Source organism: Variovorax saccharolyticus, assembly GCF_030316765.1.
GTDB lineage: Bacteria > Pseudomonadota > Gammaproteobacteria > Burkholderiales > Burkholderiaceae_C > Variovorax > Variovorax saccharolyticus.
The window spans coordinates 71,609-89,225 of the sequence record NZ_JASZYT010000012.1 but is presented as its reverse complement, the minus strand read 5'-3'; the positions used below and the strand labels follow the sequence as shown (position 1 = coordinate 89,225).

At 63.2% G+C, this 17,617-nt stretch carries 15 protein-coding genes; 9 read left to right on the top strand and 6 right to left on the bottom strand.

Features of this window, described 5'->3' with window-relative positions; all coding sequences use genetic code 11:
- The first annotated feature begins 171 nt into the window (after positions 1–171).
- From QTI45_RS29955 to QTI45_RS29930, 6 genes are read left to right on the top strand one after another with little or no spacing between them, the layout of a single operon-like run.
- The gene (locus QTI45_RS29955; protein ID WP_286656905.1) at positions 172–408 is read left to right on the top strand and encodes an OB-fold domain-containing protein; all 237 of its coding nucleotides are present in this window, start codon (positions 172–174) and stop codon (positions 406–408) included.
- Between the two features lie 39 nt (positions 409–447).
- Positions 448–1,566, top strand: coding sequence for a thiolase family protein (locus QTI45_RS29950; RefSeq protein WP_286656904.1), 1,119 nt, complete (start codon positions 448–450; stop codon positions 1,564–1,566).
- 1 nt (position 1,567) lies between these two features.
- On the top strand, positions 1,568–2,326 hold the full coding sequence (locus QTI45_RS29945; protein WP_286656903.1) for an SDR family oxidoreductase: 759 nt from the start codon (positions 1,568–1,570) through the stop codon (positions 2,324–2,326).
- Between the two features lie 10 nt (positions 2,327–2,336).
- Positions 2,337–3,137: an enoyl-CoA hydratase/isomerase family protein gene (locus QTI45_RS29940; protein ID WP_286656902.1), complete on the top strand. Its 801-nt coding sequence runs from the start codon at positions 2,337–2,339 to the stop codon at positions 3,135–3,137.
- A gap of 43 nt (positions 3,138–3,180) precedes the next feature.
- Positions 3,181–4,344, top strand: coding sequence for a CaiB/BaiF CoA transferase family protein (locus QTI45_RS29935; RefSeq protein WP_286656901.1), 1,164 nt, complete (start codon positions 3,181–3,183; stop codon positions 4,342–4,344).
- Positions 4,345–4,383: 39 nt separating this feature from the next.
- Positions 4,384–5,532 carry a PrpF domain-containing protein gene (locus tag QTI45_RS29930; protein ID WP_286656900.1) on the top strand — a complete coding sequence of 383 codons (1,149 nt, stop codon included), beginning with the start codon at positions 4,384–4,386 and terminating at the stop codon, positions 5,530–5,532.
- A 732-nt stretch (positions 5,533–6,264) separates the two neighbouring features.
- On the opposite strand, the gene QTI45_RS29925 is transcribed toward QTI45_RS29930, so the two are convergent.
- The 6 genes from QTI45_RS29925 to QTI45_RS29900 all read right to left on the bottom strand — a co-directional run bounded on the left by QTI45_RS29925 (position 6,265) and on the right by QTI45_RS29900 (position 11,984).
- Entirely contained in the window at positions 6,265–7,347 is a 1,083-nt protein-coding gene (locus QTI45_RS29925; RefSeq protein ID WP_286656899.1) for an alpha/beta hydrolase, read from the bottom strand.
- Positions 7,348–7,469: 122 nt separating this feature from the next.
- Positions 7,470–8,321 carry an aldo/keto reductase gene (locus QTI45_RS29920; protein ID WP_286656898.1) on the bottom strand — a complete coding sequence of 284 codons (852 nt, stop codon included), beginning with the start codon at positions 8,319–8,321 and terminating at the stop codon, positions 7,470–7,472.
- Between the two features lie 25 nt (positions 8,322–8,346).
- Positions 8,347–8,952 carry a flavodoxin gene (locus tag QTI45_RS29915; RefSeq protein WP_286656897.1) on the bottom strand — a complete coding sequence of 202 codons (606 nt, stop codon included), beginning with the start codon at positions 8,950–8,952 and terminating at the stop codon, positions 8,347–8,349.
- Positions 8,953–8,959: 7 nt separating this feature from the next.
- Positions 8,960–10,357 carry an MFS transporter gene (locus QTI45_RS29910; RefSeq protein ID WP_286656896.1) on the bottom strand — a complete coding sequence of 466 codons (1,398 nt, stop codon included), beginning with the start codon at positions 10,355–10,357 and terminating at the stop codon, positions 8,960–8,962.
- Positions 10,358–10,960 carry an NAD(P)H-binding protein gene (locus QTI45_RS29905; RefSeq protein WP_286656895.1) on the bottom strand — a complete coding sequence of 201 codons (603 nt, stop codon included), beginning with the start codon at positions 10,958–10,960 and terminating at the stop codon, positions 10,358–10,360.
- A gap of 37 nt (positions 10,961–10,997) precedes the next feature.
- A complete protein-coding gene (locus QTI45_RS29900; RefSeq protein ID WP_286656894.1) occupies positions 10,998–11,984 on the bottom strand; it encodes an aldo/keto reductase in 987 nt (328 codons plus the stop codon).
- 125 nt (positions 11,985–12,109) lie between these two features.
- Here QTI45_RS29900 and QTI45_RS29895 point away from each other — a divergent pair, with 125 nt between their 5' ends.
- From QTI45_RS29895 to QTI45_RS29885, 3 genes are all read left to right on the top strand, one after another.
- Entirely contained in the window at positions 12,110–13,006 is an 897-nt protein-coding gene (locus QTI45_RS29895; protein ID WP_286656893.1) for a LysR family transcriptional regulator, read from the top strand.
- A gap of 244 nt (positions 13,007–13,250) precedes the next feature.
- Positions 13,251–16,466, top strand: a complete 3,216-nt coding sequence (locus QTI45_RS29890; protein ID WP_286656987.1) for an efflux RND transporter permease subunit — start codon at positions 13,251–13,253, stop codon at positions 16,464–16,466.
- A complete protein-coding gene (locus tag QTI45_RS29885; protein WP_286656892.1) occupies positions 16,456–17,613 on the top strand; it encodes an efflux RND transporter periplasmic adaptor subunit in 1,158 nt (385 codons plus the stop codon). Before QTI45_RS29890 ends, QTI45_RS29885 begins: the two co-directional genes overlap by 11 nt.
- Positions 17,614–17,617: the final 4 nt, after the last annotated feature.

The window sequence follows — 17,617 nt, the reverse complement described above, 5'->3', positions numbered from 1 at the left end:
CCGTCGGCCTTTTCCGAGCCAGCCAGGCCGGCGGCTCTTAATCAAATCCAAAGGACGTGAATGAATTCAACAACAGCTATCTGGAGCAACCACACTCCCCCCCGGTTGCTTGCGTCTCGCGCCGACACGAGCGGTGCCCTGCGATTTCCCCCTTTCAGCGGGATGTCACCGATGGCCGCGAGGCATCAAACCGTTGCGCTGCCTTCCGAGGGCGTCGTCTACAGCTACAGCGTGATCCATTCCAACCCCAAGCTCGGCACCCCTCCCTTCGCTCTGGGCTACGTGAACATGGAGGGCCCGGCGCGCATCTTCGGCCGCATCAGCGGCGAGGGGCTGGCTATCGGTGCGCGATGCGTCGCGGTCCCCGACCCTGAGTTTGGCTATGCGTTCGATCTGATCAAGGGGTAGCAACCGATGTCGAGCAACACTTTCATCCGCGGCGTCGGCATGACCCCCTTCGGTCGCCATTCCGACATGCGCGCACCCGAACTTGCGCAATGCGCCATCCTCTCGGCGCTCGCCGACGCAGAGATGGAGTTCGGTGATATTCAGGCCGTGTACTGCGCCAATGTGTTCGGAGGCATGATCCTGGGCCAAGTCGTCCTGCGTGACCTCGAGCTGAAGGGCATCCCGGTCTACAACGTCGAGAACGCCTGCGCGAGCGGCGCCACGGCGGTGCATCTCGCCCGCCATGCCCTGGAGGCGCAGAAGTACGACAACGTCATCGTCTTCGGCGTCGAAATGCTGACTCAGCTCGGCGGCGGCACCATTCCACTCCAGCGCAACGACGACATGACGGAGCTGTATGCCAAGGCGGGCATGGTACTGCCGGCCGTGTACGCAATGCGCGCGACGCGATTTCTGCACGAAGGCCGCGGCACGCGCGAGGACCTGGCCCAGATCGCCGTGAAGAATCGATTCCACGGCACGCTGAACGAATACGCGCAGCAGCGGACTGCAGTCAAGGTCGAGGAGGTGCTGTCGAGCCGGCCGATCGCCGAGCCCCTAACCCTGCTGCAATGCTGTCCCTCCCAGGTCGACGGCGCCGCTGCGCTCGTCCTGAGCCGCAATGCCGGCACCGGTTCGCACAAGCCCGTGAAGATACTCGCCTCCGTCGTGCAGTCTGGCCTGCTCGAAGGGCCCCAGGAGGACATCCTCGACGCCGAGATCACCGCCCGCGCTGCGCGCAAGGCCTATGAAGAGGCCGGCGTGTCGCCTTCCGATGTCGGCGTGGTCGAGCTCCACGACGCTTTCACCATCGCCGAGCTACTGTACTACGAGGCACTCGGCTTAGCCGGCAAGGGCGAGGCCACCTCGCTGCTGCGCTCGGGAGCGACCCGCATCGGTGGCCGGGTTCCGGTGAACCCGAGTGGCGGCCTGCTCGCCAAGGGCCACCCCCTCGGCGCGACCGGCGTCGCGCAGATGGTCGAGGTCGCCTGGCACCTGCAAGGCCGCGCAGGCGACCGGCAGGCTGGCGCGCCGCGCATCGGCGTCACGCAGTGCACCGGCGGCGGAATCGCCGGCGTGGATCACGCTGCGTCGTCCGTTCACGTTCTGGGGGTGTGACATGGCGTCGAGACACTCAGGACATACCGCGGTCGTGACGGGCGCCGCGCGCGGCATCGGTTTTGGCATCGCCAAGGCCTTGGTGGAGGAGGGCGTGCGCGTGGCCCTGTTCGACCGCGACGCGGACGCGCTTGCAACCGCGGCCCACGCATTGCGGGAGGCCGGCGCCGCCGTCCACACCGAGACAGTGGACCTCACCTTCGGCCCCGCGGTCGAGGAGGCCTTCGCGGGGACTAGGCGCGACTTCGGCCAAGTCAACTTCCTGGTCAACAATGCCGGCGCGGTTCGCGACATGCGCTTCCTCAAGATGACCGAACAGGACTGGGACCTGGTGATAGCCACCAACCTCAAGTCCCAGTTCCTGTGCTGCAAGGCGGCGCTGCCCGGTATGGTCGAGCGCGGCTTCGGGCGAATCGTCAATATCTCGTCGCGTGCCTGGCTGGGCGGCTTCGGGCAGGCCAACTACTCGGCCGCCAAGGGCGGCGTGGTGAGCCTCACGCGCAGCCTGGCGATCGAGTTCGCCAGCAAGGGCATCACGGTCAATGCGGTCGCGCCCGGCATCGTGGACACGCCGCTGTTCCGAAACTTTCCGCCAGAAGTGCAGTCGCGCCTGCAGGAGTCGGTGCCGGCGCGCCGCATCGGCACGCCCGAGGACATCGCCGGCGCGATCAAGTTCTTCCTCGATCCGGCCGCGAGCTATGTCACCGGGCAGACCCTTTACGTCTGCGGTGGTCGAAGCCTTTCATCTCCCAGCGTCTGAAGAGCCACCAATGCCTGTCGCTTTTGACATTCGAGGCCCTGTAGCCTTGCTGACGCTTAACCGCCCATTGGCGATGAATGCCCTTGACGTCGACAGCCTGAGCGAGTTGCGCGCGCACCTGCTGAGGTGCCAGGACAACGTTGCAGTGCGCTGCGTCGTGTTAGCCGGCGCGGGTGAGCGCGCTTTTTGCACCGGAGCGGACCTCAAGGGCGCGCCCGCCGGCGCCAGCTATGCCCAAGGCATGTTCGGGTCCAAAGACGCCAGCGACAGAAACGGCCTGTACGTGCGTCTGATGGATCTGAACGACCTGCGCCTTACAAAGCCGGTGGTAGCCGCCATTGAGGGCTACTGCCTGGGCGGTGGGCTGGAACTGGCGCTGCAGTGTGACATACGAATCGCATCGCGCAATGCCAGCTTCGGGTTGCCGGAAGTCTGCGTGGGGTCGATACCAGGTGTACTGGGGGTCACGCGTTTGATGCGCGCGGTCGGCTCTAGCCACGCCATGCAGATGGCGCTGACCGGTGATCGTGTCGCCGCCGCGCAGGCGCAGGCCATGGGCCTGGTGTCTGAAGTGCTGGAGGCGCGTGACCTGATGGACCGCGCATTTGCGATTGCCGAACGCATTGCCGCCAACGGCCCCTTGGCTGTGCAAGCCGTGAAGCGCCTGGCACACGCCACGGTGCATCTGTCAGAGACCGAGGCCCAGGACTTGACCGAGCTCCATTGGGGCGCGCTTCGAGATACGCAGGACCGTGTGGAGGGGCGCGCTGCCTTTGCCCAGAAGCGGGCTCCAAACTTTACAGGGCGTTGAGCCCTGAACCTAATTACATGACCATGCAAAGAGGAGACACTCCATGCTGAGAGAAGCATTGCGGGGCATTCGCGTGCTCGATTTCAGCCAGATCGCGGCCGGTCCGATCTGCACCATGCTGCTGGCTGACATGGGTGCCGAAGTGATCAAAGTTGAATCGCCACAGGGCGACCTAGGCCGCTCGTTGGGGCCAGCGTGGGTGGGGCGAGACAGCGCGCTCTTCCACGCCTTTAACCGCAACAAGAAGGGCGTGTGCTTGGACCTCAAGAAGCCCGAATCGGTGCAGGCCATCCTGGCCATGGCAGGGCAGGTAGACGTCGTCGTCGAGAGCTTCCGGCCGGGTGTTATGGAACGGTTGGGTCTTGGCTATGAGACGGTGCGCGCGCTGAACTCGCGCCTGATCTACTGCGCAATCTCAGCCTATGGACAGACAGGCCCGTATGCCCAGCGCGCTGGGGTGGACGGCATACTACAGGCCGACAGCGGGCTGATGAGCATCGTCGGCTTGCCCGACGCCGAACCGTGTAAGGTGCAAACGCCGGTGGTTGATGTAATGACTGGCAATCTCGCCTGCATGGGCATCGTGGCCAAGTTGCTGCAGCGCGGCGCTGATGGTCCAGGCGGGCTGCTGGATGTGAGCCTACTGAGCTCGGCCATCTCGCTGCAGCTGCCATCGCTCGCCAGCTATCTGCGCGACGGAGTGCTGCCCGAGCGCCTCGGCAGCGCCGCGCCGTACTCGGCGCCCAACGAAGCGTTTCGCACCACCGATGGCTGGGTGATGGTGGCAGCCTACATGGGCGACCGATGGCCGCGCCTGTGTGAACTTTTGGGGTGCGAGCACTTGGCTCAAGACCCTCGATTTATTGACTCGGCCGCGCGCACGCGACATCGCGCAGCCATGCGCGCGGAACTGGGTCCGGCCTTTGAAGCGCAGAGTACTGAACATTGGCTGGCGCTACTTCAGGCGCACGACATCCTGTGCGCGAAGGTTTCAACCTATTTGGATCTGATGGTCCATCCGCAGGTCGAGAGCAATCGGTCCTTCATCAACGTGGAGACTCCGGAAGGAACCTTGCGCATGCCGGGTTTCCCGATCAACCCGCACACCGAGAACAGCGACCGCAAAGACCATTGCGCACCGGGCATTGGCGAACATACCGAGGAGGTGCTCCGAGCCTTCGGAATTTCCTTGGAGAAAGTTAGCTGAACGCCAGTCATCTTTTTCTATACGCAACGAGAGATCACTATGAACGAGCAAACCCGAGTGAAGACCACCATTATGCGCGGTGGCACCAGCAAAGCCCTCTTCCTCAATGAGACGCAGATTCCCGCAGATCTGGCGACCAGAAATCGACTGCTGCTGACATTGTTCGGCAGCCCCGACAGGCGTCAGATCGATGGCCTCGGCGGCGCTGATCTGCTGACCAGCAAGTGCGCCATCATCGGACCTTCGACCCGGCCCGACGCTGATATCGATTACACCTTTGCCCAAATCGGTATTGAAGAGCCGACGGTTAGCTATGAGATCGTCTGCGGCAACATCTCCTCTGCCGCTGCCGTCTTTGCGATTGAGGAGGGGTATGTTCGCGCTACCGACCCGCTGACCACAGTTCGCATTCACAACACGAACACCAACAAAGTGCTGCGCGTGAAGGTACAAACGCATGACGGCATGCCGCGCGTGGAAGGCGACTCGGCAATTGACGGTGCACCGGGATCGGGAGCCGAGGTGGCATTGGACTACTCAGACTCCAGCGGCGGCGCGACCGGCAAACTGCTGCCCACTGGCGAGGCGGTCAACCATCTTTATGTGACCGCATTGGGCAAGTCGATCCCAGTATCGATTGTCGACATCGGAACGATCTGCGTATTCTTCCGCGCTGCTGACATCGGCCTGAGCGGCATCGAAGCCCTCGATGAACTGCCCGACCAGGCGTTTGAGATTGCTGAGGAACTGCGCCAAGGGGCGGTCGGCCTTTGCAACTTGCCCGTTGATGGTCTGATGACGCCCTTTCAGATCATGGTAGGCCCTGCCCAGTCTTACCTGGACTACGCCGGCACCCGTACGATCCAGGCCAGGGATGTGCATATGCTGGGCAAGATGATTGGCCGCAACCGGCTCACGCACAAGGCCTATCCGGGCGGCGGCACTATCTGTACCTCGGTGGCGGCCCGCATCGAAGGCAGCATCGTTCATCAGTGCATGGCTCCGATCGAAGCCGGCGAAGCCATCCGCATCGGTCATCCCAGCGGCGTAATCACCGCGCGCAGCGATGTTGTTCAGGTCGACGGCGCCTGGAAGGTCAACGAGGTCCTGTTCTCGCGCACTGCACGCCGCCTGATGGAAGGCTATGCCTTCGTGCGGAACGCCGCACTGCAGGCCCCCGCGGACTAGATTGGGGGCGGCGGTGTATTCTGCACTGTAAGCCAAGAGCCAGCGGCTGCCCGTGCAAAGCACTGCCTCAAAGCCATTTTGACGGCGATTGAAGCGGTCGACGGCTGCGCAGACCTCGAGCACATGGCTCAGGACATGGACGACGCGCGCAAAAGTCCCTCCACTTGATAGCCATGAGAGCGCAGGACGTCCCATCGCAGGCCCGAGATCTCGATGCATGTCGTCCGATGGCACTCAGATGACGATGACGCGTAAGGAACTCGACCCGCTGCTGCCAGAGGTTGCCCTGGCAGACCAGGAGACAGCGGGCGCCATATCGGTGGTTTGTTCGTGCGATCGCACGGCACCGTCTGTTCACTGTCGAGCAAGATGTTCGGGCGAAGTCGGCCTGCGCGGAGGGCCAGACGCTGATCTAAGCGCCGGTACACGCCCCGCTGATCGACAAGGGCATCCCCAGGGCCGGCCTTCTCGCGCAGGTGATGGTTGCGACGTTGGCTGCTAGCGCTGAGCGGCCCAGGAATCTCTTCCTCCCCTTTGGCGCCAACACGGGCTAATCTCCACCGAGGTCGCACCGTTTGGCGGAGGAAAGCAGTCCGGCTTTGGTCGGAAGGTTCAAAGCACGGCTTCGACGACCACAAATCGATCAAGTATGTGTGCTTGGGCGGAATTTAGTGAATGGCACTGCGCGACTACGCATGGGCCTTTCGTTGTATTCGTTCCTGTTGCCGTCAGTCAATCCAGGCCCGTGTCGGTGAGAAAGCTCGAGACCAAGTCGGCGACCTGAATATTGTTCAAGTCCGACATCGGGAAGTGCGTGTTGCCCTTGATGCCTATTTCTGGCAAATGGATTAGCTTCACGTCCCCACCATGCTTGTTGACCGCGTCGCGCCACAACCGGGCCATCTCGAGGCGTGCGCGCCAACTGTCCTGGGCCGGCAGGTCGATCGCTTGCGCCGGAATGTTGTCGCCGTAGAGAATGAGGATCGGGATCTTCGTGAGGGCCAAGAACTGTTCCATCGACACTGCCGCACCCTGAACAGTGTCGAACGCGCTCGGAATCGGGCGCGGCACTTCGCCTTCCGGGAAGACGAAGCTGCTGCCCGGCTCGAAGGCCACGATCGCTCTGACCTTGCTGTTTTTGATCGCGGTCAGCCAGCCCGGGCCTCCCCCTTGCGAATGGGTGAACAGGATGCCGGGGCCGATCTTGTTGAACACTGCCGACACTCCATCGGAGACCACGCCCATGTCGAACGGTCCAGTGTTCGGCGTCATGGCGCGGAAGAACTGGTCTCGGGTCTGCTCATCGCGAGGCACCTGCACGCCTTCGAAGTAGTTCGGCCATAGACCGATTCGGAACTGGTTGAACCAGAGCTGTTCGTCCGGCACCGGTTTGAGCGTCGCTTCGATCATGCTACGTCCTGCACCACCGCGTCGTGGTTGATCGACCAGATACACACCGAACTGTCGGCGCAAGAAGATGTTCTGAAAGCCTTCGCGGCCATCGGCTGTGGTTTCCCACGTCTTCGAGAACTGACCCGCGCCATGCCACATAACGATAGGGAGCTTTCGGGCGTCGACTGGAATTTGGTAGAAGGCGTAGGCATGATCACCGTGGTAGGTCTGCCCAGCCGGTTCAAGTGGCTTGCGCGGGTTGAAGGTGCCCGGCGCTGACACCACCTTTCCACCGGCGGCGAAACTGCCTTGTGCCTGAATCGACAAGGGGCCGGCGAAACCACGTTCGCCACTAGGCCGGGTTGCACAGGCGGCAAGCACGCTGACCACAGCCATGGCAAGCAGGATTCTTGTGATTTTCATGCTCAGTTTCTCAATTCGGCAGCGATCGGACGGCTGACCGGCGGCAGGCTGGTGCTCAGCGCGCCGATTCCTGCCCCATGTTGTTTTGTCAACGGGGTGACTTGCTTCTGGCGTGCCATCGGTCAGATGTCGAGCCGACGTCCGCTCAACGACTTGACCATGGCTGGGTCCCGGTGCGAGAAGAAGCTGCTCTGCCCGGTTTCGAGCGTCGAGAACCGCGCGATGTCCGCGTCGTCTAGCTCGAAGTCGAAGATGCTCAGGTTCTCGGCCATCCGCTCCTTGCGCACCGATTTGGCAAGGGCCACGATGCCCCTTTGCACCAGCCAGCGCAACACCAACTGTCCCACGGACTTGCCGTACTTCTCGCCCATGGTCAGCAGGACCGGGTTCTGAAAAAGGTTGTTGCGCCCCTCGGCGAACGGCGCCCAGGCTTCGGCCTGCACGCCGTTGTCCTGCATGAACCTCAAACTTTCGGCCTGCTGGTGAAAGGGATTCACTTCAATCTGGTTGACCGCCGGCACCACCTCGTTGAAGGCCATCATGTCCATCAACCGATCAGGCTGGAAATTGCTCAGGCCGATGGCCCTGAGCTTGCCCGCGCGGTGGGCTTCCTCCATGGCGCGCCATGAACCATGAACATCGCCATACGGCTGGTGGATCAGGTAGAGGTCCAGATAGTCGAGCTTCAGCCGCTGCAGCGATTTGTCGATCGCCGCCTTCGTACGCTCGAAGCCGGTGTCCTGGACCCAAAGCTTGCTGGTGACGAACAGGTCTTCGCGCGTCACGCCGCTGCTGCGCAGGCCGTGACCCACGGCTTCCTCGTTCATGTACGAAGCTGCGGTGTCGATCAGCCGGTAGCCGCATTCGACCGCATCGGCCACGCTTCGTTCGCATTCCTTGGGGTCGGCGATCTGGAAGACGCCGAAGCCAGCGATGGGCATCTGGATGCCGTTGTTCAATGTAACGTGTTGCATTTTGGGAGTTCCTTGTAGGGAAGGTTCAGCGAGCGACGCGCGCCTCGTTCAACCATCCATTGACGCGATCCATGGTCTGGCGCTCCTGATCGCCCTGCATCAAGAAGGCACGCGCCAGACGTGCCTGTGGCGCATGCCGGGCGAGGACAGTCTCGCTGTTCCCTAGGCCGTAGCCACCGTGAGTGATGAAGGGGATGATCGTCATGCCCGACATGTCATGCGATCCCAGGAAGGCGCGAATGACGGGAGGCGCGGTTTCGCCCCAGATAGGGAATCCTAGATAAACCGTCTGGTACCTAGCGATGCCCGGGATCGTGGCGGCCAGGGCAGGACGAGTGCCGTTGTTGCGCTCTACTCGCGCTTGCTCGACCGTTGCCAGGTAGTCCTCGGGATAGGCGACGGCGGGCTGGATCTCGAAAATGTCGGAACCGGTGGCGCGGCGGATCAAGCCGGCCACGACGCGGGTGTTGCCCGTGCGAGAGAAGTACGCGACCAGGATCGAGGATCCCCCCTGGGCGGGTTTGGTTTCTGATGAATTGCCGGCAGCGTGCGCGGCGCCACCGAGGGAGAGGGCGGCCAGCGACGTCATGAGTGCGCGGCGGGTTTGATCGTTCGAAGATGTTTTGCTCATGGATGATTCACAGGGGAAGTCGGCTCTCGGCCGTGCGCCGTCTGACGAGGCAAGTCAGAACGACCGCCAATGCGAGCGCCGACATCACGGCACCGCCCGCCATCACCGTGCCGATGCGGTGCGTGAGTTCACTTTGCGTGTCACTGCCCGTGGCAGCACTCATCGCGAAGACCACTACCAACAGCGCCAAACCCACCGATCCGCCGAGTTGGTGGGCCACGCCGACCAGTCCGGAGGCAGAGCCCGCGTCTTCTGCCGCGACACCCGATACACCAGCAATCGTCAAGGGGCTCATGGAGCAACCCATGCCTGCGCCGATCAGAACCATGGGCAGCATCACCCCCGTGATGAGCGGCGTGCCGACTTCAATCTGGCCTAGCCAGGCCATGCCCACCATCGACATCACCAGCCCGCCAGCGAGCGTGCCGGCATTGCCTAAACGCTGTACCAGGCGTGGCACGAACATGGCCGCCATGAAGTTGGCGAGCATGGACGGGAGGAATGCCATACCGGCCCACAGCGGCCGCATGCCCAGTACACCCTGCAAGTACTGAGTGGTGTAGAAAAAGAACCCCATGACGCCGCCCACGAACAGTACACGTGAGGCGTATGCGCCCGACCGCTCGCGACTGGCGAAAAGGCGCAGTGGCAAGATCGGCTGTGCCGCGCGTGCCTCGTTCCAGATGAAAAGCGACAGCAGGGCCACACCCGTCGCGAGCGGCACAGCCGTGCCCAGATGAAACCAGCTTTCCTCGGCCGCATGGACCAGACCGTAGACCAGCGAGACCATGCCCAGCGTGGACAGAACGGCGCCCGCCAGGTCGAAGCGCCCGGTGCGCTTGGCCGTCTCCGGCACGTAGCGACGCGCTGCAACGATGAGCAGCAAGCCGATCGGTACGTTGATGAAGAAGCCTGCGCGCCACGACAGCAGATCGGCAGCGATGCCCCCCACGACCAGACCGATGCTGGCGGTGATGCCCCCAACCGCGCCGTACCAACTCAGGGCACGACTGCGCTCCGGGCCTTCCGCAAAAGTGGTCGAAAGCAAGGCCAGCGTCACCGGCGCCAGGATCGCCGACCCCACGCCTTGCACGGCGCGAGCTGCCACCAGCCACGCGGGGGAGGCGGCCAAGCCGATGGCCAGTGACGCTGCAGTGAAGATCGCGAGCCCGGCGAGCAGCATGCGACGCCGGCCCAGCAGATCGCCAGCGCGAGCCCCGAGCATCATCAGGCCACCGAATGCCAGCGTGTAAGCGTTCTGCACCCAAGAAAGGCCGGCCTCGGTGAAGCCCAGGCCCTCGCGAATCCTGGGCAACCCGGTGATGACGATCGAGTTGTCGGTCACGATCATCGCGTAGCTCACGAGAGCGATCACGAGCAACAGGCTGCGGCGGGTGTCGTCCATTCAGCTCGCCTTGTGAACGCCGAGGCTGCAGCGAAGTGCTACGCCGGGCGCAGGGGCCGTGGCCAGTTTCACCACCAGATCCGCAACGCTCTTGCGCGATACGGTGTCGCCAGCCGATTTGAACGACTCGCCTTTCTTTGTGGTGCCGTAGGCGACTTCGTCCTTGTCGCTCAGCCATGCAGGCCGGATGATCGTGTAATCGAGGTCGGAAGCCTCGATCACGGCTGCTGCCTTGCGATACGGATCGAGAATCGCGCCTTGACGTTCACCAGGGACCTCGTCGTAGATGCCCATCGAGCTGATGAAAATCAACCGGCGCAGGTGCGCCGTCTTCATCGCCTTCACGATCGCTTGCGCCTGCTGCTCCAGCGCGCCGGCCAGGTTGGCATAGACCACATCCTGGCCCACCATCGCATCTGCCAGCGAACTGGCATCAAGCACATCGCCTTCCAGGACTCGCACGCGATCCGCGGGACCGGAGCGCTTCAGTCGGCTCGCGCTGCGCAGGTAGAGCGTCAAAGCCACATCCGTGTGCTGCAGAAACAGCTGCGTGGCGACGCGGGCGATCTGACCGTTCGCGCCAAGGATAAGGACATGGGTCAAGCGTGGACTCCGATTGATGGCTTGGTTGGGTGAACTCTCAGCGATCAATGGCCGCGTCGAGGCCTTCGGACAAGGGCGCCCCCTTGATGTCGATCGTCGCGAAGGCCTTGTCGATCTCGTCAAGGTCGTCGCGCGTCAGCGTCACATCCGCAGCTGCGCCGTTGTCTTCCAGGTGGGCGATCTTGGTGCCACCTGGAATCGGAACGATCCAGGGCTTTTGCGCGAGCAGCCAGGCCAGCGCGATCTGGGCGGGGGTGATTCCCTTGCGAGCCCCCAACGCCTTAAGGAAGTCGACCACCTTGAAGTTCGCCTCCAGCGCTTCGGGCGTGAAGCGCGGGAAGTCGCGGCGCAGATCGTTCGGGTCGTCGAACTTCATCTCCCGGGTGATGGCGCCAGTCAGGAAACCCTGACCCAGCGGGCCCCAGGCGACCAGACCGATTCCGAGCTCTTCGCACAACGCGAATTTGGTCGTCTCAGGCTCCCGCATCCACAGCGAATAATGATCCTGGATGGCCGTCACCGGTTGCACAGCGTGTGCCCTGCGGATGTTCTGCGCGCTGGCTTCGGACAGGCCGAAATGCTTGACCTTGCCCTCTGCGATGAGATCCTTGACCGCACCCGCCACGTCTTCCATCGGGACTGCCGGATCGACGCGGTGCTGGTAGAGCAGGTCGATACGGTCGGTCCGCAGGCGCTTCAGGGACGCCTCGACCACGTCGCGAATATGTTCCGGTCGGCTGTCGAGGCCGACGGTTTCCTTCTTCTCGTTGATCTTGAAGCCGAATTTGGTGCAGATAAGCACTTGGTCGCGAACCGGTTCCAGCGCTTCGCCCACGAGTTCTTCGTTGACGAACGGGCCATAGCCCTCGGCAGTGTCGTAGAGCGTCACGCCGCGCTCCACCGCGGAGCGAATGACCCCGATGGCTTCTTTGCGGTCCGTGGCTGGGCCGAGGCCGAAGCTCAAGCCCATGCATCCGAGACCTACGGCCGAAACGTCCAGATTTCCAAGCTTGCGCGTCTGCATTTTTGACTCCATTCAGGTTGAGGCGGCAGCGGAAATAAATCCTTGCCGCATGAAGGAGTCGACTTTAGGGATTCGCGACTTCGTTGAGAAGTGGCAGACTTAGCTAACCCGGATGAGGAAAATTCATGAGTGTTCGCGAAAATCTCGGCGATCTGTATGCTTTCGTGCTGGTCGCCCGCGAGGGCAGCTTTACCCGCGCGGCGGCTCGTCTAGGGATCTCCCAGTCGGCGCTCAGCCATTCGATGCGTAACCTGGAGGCCAGGTTGGGTTACAGGTTGTTGACGCGCACAACACGCAGCGTCTCCCCAACGGAAGCTGGCGACAGGGTGCTCAACGCGATGGCGCCTCGCCTGGATGAGATCGAACTGGAACTCGGCGCATTGGCAGAGCTTCGCGACAAGCCGGCCGGCACCATCCGCATCACCACCTCAGACCATGCGGTGGACACCATTCTTATCCCCAAGCTGGGCAAGCTGGTCCCTGCCTACCCGGACCTCAAGGTGGAGATCGTCGTCGACTACTCGATGACCGACATCGTGGCCCAACGCTTCGACATGGGCGTTCGGCTCGGCGACCAGGTGGCCAAGGACATGATCGCGGTCCGCATCGCCCCGGACATGAAGATGGCCGTGCTGGCTGCGCCGGACTATCTTCAGCGCATGCCCCGGCCAAAGACTCCGCACGATCTGACGGGCCACAATTGCATCAACCTGCGGCTGCCCACCCATGGCGGCTACTACGCCTGGGAGTTCGAGAAGAAGGGCGAGAAGGTCAATGCGAAGGTCGACGGTCAATGGACGTTCAACACCATCGCGCAGATCGTGAATGCGACGCGGGCTGGCGTCGGCCTGGCGTACTTCTCGGCCGACTTGGCCCGACCGTACATCGACCGCGGAGAGCTTGTGTCGGTCCTGGAGGACTGGTGCCCAAGCTTCCCCGGATTCCACATCTATTACCCGAGCCGCAGGCAGTCCTCGCGGGTCCTCGCACTGGTGGTGGATGCACTGCGCTACAGGAACTGACCTGCGGCAAAAGCGCGCCTAGGCGTCGGCCGGAATCACAAGTGCTGGTTGCTAGTCAATCAAGGCGAAGCGGTCTAGTCGCATCGATGGCCCGACTCTAAAGTTCTGCCACACCGTGCTTGGCACATCCGCAACCTCGGTCCGTCGCCCATTTCAAGGCGCGCAGGGCCTTGAAAACCAGCTCCTCAGACGTGACCACTCGATCGACTTCCCTCATGGCCAACTTCGCCGAGGCCCCTGCATGCTGATTGGAGTCGTTCGCGTCGCGCTGCGACGGCCATACACCTTCGTCGTGATGGCGCTCGTGCTGATGATCGTGGGCCCGCTGGTCGCGCGACGCACGCCCACAGACATCTTTCCGGAAATCCGCATGCCCGTCATCGCGGTGGCATGGCAATACACCGGACTGCCGCCGGACCAGATGGCGGGACGCATCTCGACGGTGTTCCAGCGCATCTTGACGACGGCCGTCAATGACATCGAGCACATCGAGGCCGGCACGTATCAAGGGGTCAGCGTCGTCAAGATCTTCTTCCAGCCCGGGGTCGACGTGGCGGTGGCCAATGCACAGGTGACGGCGGCTTCACAGGTCGCGCTGCGGCAGATGCCGGCCGGCATCACACCTCCGGTGATCCTCAACTACAACGCCGCCACAGTCCCCATTCTTCAGTTGGCGCTGTCGGGGCAAGGCTTGTCGGAGCAGACGCTGTTCGATCTCGGCATGAACACCGTGCGAACACCTCTCGTGACCGTGCCTGGCGCGGCCATTCCGCTGCCGTACGGCGGCAAGCAACGGCAGGTGCAGATCGATCTGGATCCTGAAGCGCTCCAGGCGCGCGGCCTTTCAGCTCAGGATGTCGCCGTGGCACTTGCCGCGCAGAACGTGTTGACTCCCATCGGAACGCAAAAGATCGGAAGCCTGGAATACACACTCCAGCTCAACAGCGCACCCTCGGCGATCGCCGCCCTGGGCCGCATCCCGGTGAAGGTGATCGCCGGCAGCACGGTGCATCTGGACGATGTGGCCCAGGTGCGCGACGGCAGTGCGCCGCAGACCAACATCGTCCATGTTGACGGTGGCCGCTCCGTCCTCATGTCGGTCTTGAAGAACGGCTCGACATCCACGCTTGCCATCGTCGACGGCATTCGCCAAAAGCTGGACGGCTTGCGGTCGTCCCTGCCTGAGGCGTTGAAGGTCCTCCCCATCAACGACCAATCGCTGTTCGTTCGAGCAGCCATCAAGGGGGTCGCGCTGGAAGGCGCGATCGCGGCCGTGCTGACCAGCTTGATGATCCTGCTATTTCTCGGCAGTTGGCGTCCGACGGTGATCATCGCGGTCTCGATCCCGTTGTCCATCCTCGGCGCAATTGTCGCGCTGGCCCTCACGGGGCAAACGCTCAACCTGATGACGCTCGGCGGCCTTGCTCTGGCGGTCGGCATCCTGGTTGACGACGCCACCGTGACGATCGAGAACATCAACTGGCACCTGGAACAGGGCAAGGAAGTCGAGGCGGCCATCCTGGATGGGGCGCAGCAGATCGTGGGGCCCGCATTCGTTTCGTTGCTGTGCATCTGCATCGTGCTGGTGCCGATGTTCTTTCTCGAAGGAGTCTCGCGCTTCCTTTTCGTGCCGATGGCGGCGGCGGTGATCTTCGCGATGGTCTGCTCGTTCATCCTGTCTCGAACGCTGGTGCCGACGATGGCGAAATACCTTCTACGCCGGCATGCCGCGCACGCCGAGGCGGAAGAGGGCGAAGCGCTACCACAGGAATCACGGAACCCGCTGGTCCGCTTCCAGCGTCGCTTCGAAGCCAGATTCGAAACAGTGAGGGAGAGTTACCGAGGCGTTCTGGTGCGTGCCCTTGAGCGACGCAGGCCGTTCCTGATCTGGTTTTCGGCGGTGGTGCTTCTTTCCTTCGGCCTTGTCCCTTTCATTGGCAGCAACTTCTTTCCATCGGTGGATTCGGGCCAGATCCTGATGCATGCACGCGTGCCCGTTGGGACGCGGGTTGAAGAAACCGCCGCCCGCTTCGCGGCCATCGAGCAAGCGATCCGTCGCGTGATCCCGGCCGAGGAGATCACTACGCTCGTAGACAACATCGGCCTGCCGCCAAGCAACATCAACCTCACCTACAACAACACGGGCGTTTCCGGCTCGCACGATGGCGATTTTCAGATCGCGCTGCGCGAAGGCCATCGCCCGACCTCCGACTATGTGCGGCGCCTGCGCGCCACGCTTCCACACGAGTTTCCGGACACCAGCTTCTGGTTTCCGCCGGCCGACATCGTCAGCCAGATCCTGAACTTCGGCGCACCAGCGCCGATCGACCTGCAGATCCGCGGCAGCAATGTCGAGGCGAACTTCGCTTACGCCCAACAGTTGCAGAAGCGCATTCGCGCCATCCCCGGCGTGGTCGATGTGCGTATCCAGCAGTCCAACAAGGCGCCGGTGTTCAATGTCGACATCGACCGGACGCAGGCGCAGCAGTTGGGGCTCACCACGCGGGACGTGACCAGCAGCCTGGTCGTGAACCTTGCAGGCAGCAGCCAGGTGGCACCGACCTATTGGCTGAACCCGGCCAATGGCGTGAGCTATCCGATCGTCATGCAGACCCCGCAACACGAACTCGATTCGCTCGCCGCACTGGAGAACCTGCCGGTGGGCAACGGGGCCACCGCTGGAACCACGACGCTGGGCAGCCTCGCGCGGCTGGAGCGCAGCGCGGGCAGCGCGATGGTCAGCCAGTACGACGTGCAGCCGATGGTTCAGATCCATGCCGCCACACAGGATCGCGACCTCGGTGCAGTGGCAGCCGACATTCGACGCGTCATCGCGGACGCCGCTGCAGACTTGCCCAAGGGCTCCAGCGTTCATTTGCTCGGTCAGGTGCGCACGATGGACAGCGCCTTCACTAGCCTGTTCTTCGGACTGCTCGGTGCGGTAGCGTTGATCTACCTCCTCATCGTCGTGAACTTCCAGTCCTGGCGCGACCCGGCGGTGATCGTGTCGGCGCTACCGGCGGCCTTGGCTGGCATCGTGTGGATGCTGTTCGCCACCGGCACCACGCTGTCAGTGCCGGCCCTCACCGGCGCCATCATGTGCATGGGCGTCGCGACCGCCAACAGCGTGCTAGTGATCAGTTTTGCGCGCGAGCGTCTCGCGGAGCTCGGCGATGCCACCGAAGCGGCGCTCGAAGCAGGCGTGGTGCGCTTCAGGCCGGTCGTGATGACGGCACTAGCGATGGTCATCGGTATGCTGCCTATGGCGCTGGGCCTGGGCGAGGGTGGCGAGCAGAACGCGCCGCTCGGCCGTGCCGTGATCGGCGGGCTGGTCAGCGCAACGATCGCGACATTAATCTTCGTTCCCGTGGTTTTCAGCCTCGTGCATGCGCGTGATGCTCGCCGCAGCGAGTTGCCGTCAGCCCCTTCTTCTCCTGTCGAATCCTCACATGCGTACTGATACCGACTCTTTCTCATGGCGGCGCGCTGCCGTGGCCGCAACCGCCCTCACACTCGCCGCTGCCGTGCTGGTGGCAGGTCTGTTAAGCCGGCGCTCCCAGGCGGAGCAGCTGCAACAGGTGGTGGCTGCACAGGCGGTCTCCACCGTGAAGCTGATCTCACCCTCGGTCATGGATGGCAGCGTGCTGGAGCTTCCGGGGCGACTGGAGGCCTGGTCACAAGCACCAATCCACGCGCGGGTCAGCGGCTACCTTCGTCGCTGGACGGCAGAGATCGGCGGTGCGGTCAAGGCAGGCCAATTGCTGGGAGAGATCGATACGCCGGAGCTCGATGAGCAACTGTCGCAGGCCAGGGCCGAGCTGGCCACCGCGCGTAGCAACGCCGCGCTCGCCGAGAGTACGGCGCGGCGCTGGCAATCGCTCCTTGCTACGGATTCCGTCTCGCGTCAGGAGGCGGACGAAAAAGCGGGCGACCTCAGCGCCAAGCAGTCGGTTGTCAACGGATTGCAGGCCAACGTCGAGCGCGTTCAGGCATTGAAGAAATACGCCCGCTTGGTGGCGCCGTTCGACGGAGTCGTCACCGCGCGCAATACCGATGTCGGAGCACTGATTGGCGCCGGAGGCGCGCCCGGCAGCGAGTTGTTCGTCGTGTCGGATGTGCGTCGTTTGCGGGTCTACGTGAACGTGCCCCAGCGACAAGTCGCGTCCATTGGGCGGGGCACCAGGGCGCGGCTGGTCAGCCCCGAGCGTCCGAGCCGGTGGTTCGACGCCACGGTGGAGTCCACGGCGCGCTCCATTCAGTCAGGCTCCGGCACGATGCTGGTGCAGTTGGCAGTCGACAACAAGGCAGGCGAGCTGTTGCCCGGCGGGTTCGCGACGGTTCGCTTCGATGTGCCGGTAGGCGCTGGCGGCATGGGCGTGCCGCCGAGTGCATTGATGTTCGGCAAGGAGGGAGTGCGCGTGGCCACTGTCGACAGCGAGGGGCTGGTGCGAATCAAGAAGGTGGACGTAGCCCGGGACCTGGGGAGCGTGGTCGAGCTGGCAGGTGGCATCGAGCGCAGTGACCGGTTGGTCGAGAGCCCGCCCGACGGCCTTGCGAACGGCGACAAGGTACGCATTGCCGGCCTGCAAGGAGGCGTCACGCCATGAGGTG

Coding starts and splice junctions, on each gene's coding strand:
- QTI45_RS29955 (WP_286656905.1), top strand. CDS start 172: ATGGCCGCGAGGCATCAAACCGTTGCGCTGCCTTCCGAGGGCGTCGTC.
- QTI45_RS29950 (WP_286656904.1), top strand. CDS start 448: ATGACCCCCTTCGGTCGCCATTCCGACATGCGCGCACCCGAACTTGCG.
- QTI45_RS29945 (WP_286656903.1), top strand. CDS start 1,568: ATGGCGTCGAGACACTCAGGACATACCGCGGTCGTGACGGGCGCCGCG.
- QTI45_RS29940 (WP_286656902.1), top strand. CDS start 2,337: ATGCCTGTCGCTTTTGACATTCGAGGCCCTGTAGCCTTGCTGACGCTT.
- QTI45_RS29935 (WP_286656901.1), top strand. CDS start 3,181: ATGCTGAGAGAAGCATTGCGGGGCATTCGCGTGCTCGATTTCAGCCAG.
- QTI45_RS29930 (WP_286656900.1), top strand. CDS start 4,384: ATGAACGAGCAAACCCGAGTGAAGACCACCATTATGCGCGGTGGCACC.
- QTI45_RS29925 (WP_286656899.1), bottom strand. CDS start 7,347: ATGAAAATCACAAGAATCCTGCTTGCCATGGCTGTGGTCAGCGTGCTT.
- QTI45_RS29920 (WP_286656898.1), bottom strand. CDS start 8,321: ATGCAACACGTTACATTGAACAACGGCATCCAGATGCCCATCGCTGGC.
- QTI45_RS29915 (WP_286656897.1), bottom strand. CDS start 8,952: ATGAGCAAAACATCTTCGAACGATCAAACCCGCCGCGCACTCATGACG.
- QTI45_RS29910 (WP_286656896.1), bottom strand. CDS start 10,357: ATGGACGACACCCGCCGCAGCCTGTTGCTCGTGATCGCTCTCGTGAGC.
- QTI45_RS29900 (WP_286656894.1), bottom strand. CDS start 11,984: ATGCAGACGCGCAAGCTTGGAAATCTGGACGTTTCGGCCGTAGGTCTC.
- QTI45_RS29895 (WP_286656893.1), top strand. CDS start 12,110: ATGAGTGTTCGCGAAAATCTCGGCGATCTGTATGCTTTCGTGCTGGTC.
- QTI45_RS29885 (WP_286656892.1), top strand. CDS start 16,456: ATGCGTACTGATACCGACTCTTTCTCATGGCGGCGCGCTGCCGTGGCC.